At 44.1% G+C, this 4,035-nt stretch carries 4 protein-coding genes; all 4 read right to left on the bottom strand.

Going from position 1 to position 4,035, the window contains the following annotated elements; translation table 11 throughout:
* Positions 1-9: 9 nt before the first annotated feature.
* Positions 10-1,956, bottom strand: a complete 1,947-nt coding sequence (locus tag B7Y67_RS12260; RefSeq protein ID WP_293598892.1) for a hypothetical protein — start codon at positions 1,954-1,956, stop codon at positions 10-12.
* A gap of 40 nt (positions 1,957-1,996) precedes the next feature.
* Complete coding sequence (locus tag B7Y67_RS12255; protein WP_293598891.1) at positions 1,997-2,404, bottom strand: hypothetical protein; 408 nt, start codon at positions 2,402-2,404, stop codon at positions 1,997-1,999.
* On the bottom strand, positions 2,401-3,426 hold the full coding sequence (locus B7Y67_RS12250) for a PDZ domain-containing protein (RefSeq protein ID WP_293598890.1): 1,026 nt from the start codon (positions 3,424-3,426) through the stop codon (positions 2,401-2,403). The genes B7Y67_RS12255 and B7Y67_RS12250 overlap by 4 nt, the downstream gene beginning before the upstream one ends.
* An 8-nt stretch (positions 3,427-3,434) precedes the next feature.
* Positions 3,435-4,035: hypothetical protein (locus tag B7Y67_RS12245; RefSeq protein ID WP_293598889.1), on the bottom strand; the 601-nt coding region annotated here is incomplete at its 5' end.

Genomic DNA, 4,035 nt, shown 5'->3' with positions numbered 1-4,035 from the left:
TTAACCGTATTAAGTTTTTGCTTGACGCTTGAGATCTGAGAACTCTTGACCTAGGCCATCAAACTCTTCTTCCCAACTATCGAGATCACGTATCACTTGCTTGGCGTCCATGCCCAAAAGCTCAATTGCCTCAAGAGAAATTTCTGGAGCAAATTGCTCAGTAGCGGCCGCCTGTTCTAAAGCTATAGCAAGAGAACCCCTCATTTTTGAGACAGTTGCCTCAACACGATCAACCAATAGATTGAGTTGCTCAGTCTCTACGGCCAGTTGTTTACTAGAGTGGTTATCTAAGATAGCCAAATACAACCTGACGCCCTGCTGTTTCAAGGCAAAGAATGCATCTTGCAACTGATCTAAAGGTCCAACTCTACTTGCTCTCTCAGTAGAGCCTGAATAGGCTTGCTCATTCCCACCAGAGTCGGCAGGGCGTATTTGCGCAGCCTTGTCTTGCAAGGTGTTAACAGAATGTCGTAGCTTATTACTTAACTGACTGAGTAACTTGAAGCGACGCTCAATATCACTGATCTTCTGCTTCAAATCGCCACTCAGCTCAGAAATCACATTCACTACTGTTTTCAATTCAGGCGAAGTCGCATCTGTAGCGGGTTGCGGCGCGCGCTGAGGAGCAACAGGCTGAGGCTCACTCTTAGGCGGATCCATCGCTTTCATACTTGGTGCATTAGCAAAGCCCAAGTCAATTGAGCTTAAGAGTTCATCAGCAGCAGAAGCCACTTTTGATGTGCGCTGCAAATCAAGGGCATTTAAGTTGGTGTTTCGGGAGAACATGAAGCCACCAATAGCAAAACCCAATATGCCAACAACGGAAACAATAGTCAGCCCCAAAAATCCACCGGCAGTTTTAAAGTCAAAGAATCCTAAATCTTGAGAGTTTTGTTGAGCCACCACTCTCAATGCCTCATGACTAGAAGCAAAATCACGAATCGTTGTCATGCCCGTTGAATAAAGCTTGATCGCTAAAGCACTTTCTTGAGGCAACTTTGTATGCCAAGGAGTTTGATGAACCTTGGTCATCACCTCATTCAACTTAGGAGGTGATTTTCCAGAGACTTTTTTACCCAACTCAATTTCAAGCAATACTTTTTGATCGATTACCGTACCTAAGGCTTTTTGAAGCTCGGAGGTGCTAGCCGCATCAGTGATATTTTTCTGCCAAGCATCATTCGCCTTAAGAAAAGCATTTAGACTTTCGGCATATTTTTTTGCTGGAGAATCACTGGAAATCTTATCTAGATCTAAAACGCCTTTTGGCGACAACAAGGCTTCTGCTGATTTTGCAAGAATCCCCAATCCAGCCAGACTTTTTTCTTGCGCTAAAACCGTGCCCATTGCTTGTTCTGCTCTCTTTGCTCCCAGCAGCACATCCTGAACACTAGCAACTTTAGATGACTTCGTATCAGCTGCTTGAACTTCGGATGCATCTAGCTTTTCTTCAGCAAGATGAGCGTATTTATCTGGCTTACCGAAGACCACCTTCATAATTTTGGCATCTAACTTTTGGAAAAAGGCCAGCGCAGGATTATCAGAGAGAGTAGCCAACTTAGCAGTGTCCGCACTCTGAGCTGGACTTGCCGAATTCATAGCAGGACTTTTCGCTGACCCAGAGTCAGTTGCTGGAGCATCTACAGGCAGCTTGACGTCATCTGTAATGGATTTAAAGAGGCCGTCTGATTTTTTAAGATTATTAAAAAAGCTGGGCTCTAGACCAACAGTACTGCTCGTTTGAGATTGCAACACTTTTAATGCTGGGATAAGACGGAGTACCTCAATCTGCTCAATATCAATCGACTGTAAATACTTCCCATCAGATACCCAATCACGCGCCGTAATAAATGCACTAACGCTAGTGACTAGCGCAATCACAAACGAGACAATTGCTAACCAACGCCAAGGCATCGTCGCTCGCTGAAAGATATGGTTTTTATATTTTTTGCTCATATATTTTTTCTAGCTAATGAATGAGACCAGTCACCCGGCTCTAGGAAGCCTCCACCAAAAGATGATCGATCCCATTGTGATGCACAAATAATGAATCACTTAAAACTGATGCATGAAAGGGGCCGGAAATATTATTCACCCTAAAACCAATACCCTTATTAAGGCCATCCTTTAATACGACGATCCAAGGCGCAGCCCCTGGCTTTAGCACTTGCTGCCAATCGGCAATATTTTCTGATCGACGATTAAACCGCAGCACCTGAAAATGGTTACGCAGATAAACCGGTGCACCCTCATGAACCACTACACCACTGATTCTTAAATCCTTTAAGGATTGCTCTGCCTCAGGGTATAAAAAAACAGACTGTACTGAGCTCGCTGGGAGCACATATCGCTCGCCATTGATGCGCATCCCAAGCCAGTATTCTGGATTTTCAAGATTGGTCATGATTTTTTACCAGTTACTCGACGCTGATACCAGAATAATCCCAATGCGATCGCAAAAATAAACAGGCTAGAAACAAAGCCAACTACTGCGTCGCCCATACCCATGAGGTGGGAGCTACTTCTACTCTCAATTTTTCTTCTGAGAGAAAAATACGTATCCACATTTTCTAGAAACTTTTTGTGCTGCCAAACCAATACATCCTTAGACTGAATTTTTGCAGGATTGGCACCAGAGGGGTCAATCACACTTTTAGCAATGAGATTGAGGCGCTTAGCAGTTTGCATGAGATTGTTTGCAGCTTCAGGGCGCCAATCTACTGGAATACTAGGAAGCATATCGCGACGATATTGATCGGCCTGGCGCTTGGTTTCCTGTTCAGTTAAATACACAGCATCTGGCGGAGTTAAAAATTTAAGCCCGCAATTACTGTCGTTGATTGGGCCTTTGCCAATCAGACGCAACACCACCGAAACATTATCTTTTTTATGCCTTAAAAGTTTGAGCGCTACCTCTGCGGATGGCTTCTCATTTAAGGCAAGATAAAAACCCATAACCGACTCGATTTTGACTGAATTCACATTCAACACAAGGTCCCCAGCTTTAATACCAGCCAAATCAGCGGGAGAGCCAGGCTCGACAGATTCAATCACTGGAAGAGTGACCGTCAAAATTGGCTTGAAACGCTTATTTTCAAACTCAGCAAAGAATTGGAAGGCCCTCGTAACAGCCTCGTCCATACCCACGGGTATGATCGCATCATCCACAAGCTTTGGGATGTCCGCAGGCTTTAATCTACGTTGGGTATTTTTAGCATTTAATCTAAAGTCAATATTTTGCGTATTAACAAAGTCCTCAAGATTCGGACCCACCACTTTCAGGTTTTTTAACTCAATCGAAGCGTTTGACAATTCACTGGCAGCACCCAGTAGTGCCAATAAAGAGACGACGACCAAAAAGCCTGAGAAGGCTAAAAACCAAAAATAAAGATTGCGCTGTGAGCGAGGGATTTGAGGTGAAAACAAGATAGTCTCTAGCCTTTCTTACGACCAGATTCAGTCTTGCTTGCGCTCAATTTATTGCCTGAATGATTTAAAACAAAACGTTGTTTCAGCATCTCCACTTCACGATGCTCTGCCATTAACTGCACCTCAGTTTTACGCTTATCCATTAACAAACGGCAACTGGCGATGTCATCAATCCAATCACCCGACTTCATCTCAATGATGGCAGTCTCCAAAATATCGCGCCCCGTTGCTTCATTTGCCTTCACGCGCACTACAAACAATCTGACATCATCCACATCACGTAGTGTCAACTCCACGTAGTAAGTTCTAGCGAATCGATGATTAATGGCAGTGAGCGTATAAGGGTAGTTATGTAAGGTGAAATGAATGACAGTGCCATCATCCAAAGGCAAGGGGTCCACTTTGAGATCTGTAATGCCAGCCTGCGCATGCCACTCTAGATCGGTTTGTTGAGCCTCTAGACTCTTTTTCGGAAATGCCCGAGTCTCAAAATAGATCTGATACAAAGTCTCTGGAAGGTGTCGCTCAACAGCAAGGTTTTTTAAGACTTCAGCTGTTGATGTAATACGCAAACGCTCCGCCATGAGGTCTAACTTCATGTTGGCA

This window comes from Polynucleobacter sp. 35-46-11, from assembly GCF_002281105.1.
The sequence above is the reverse complement of the archived record's forward strand: the minus strand, read 5'-3'. Positions and strand labels throughout refer to the sequence as shown.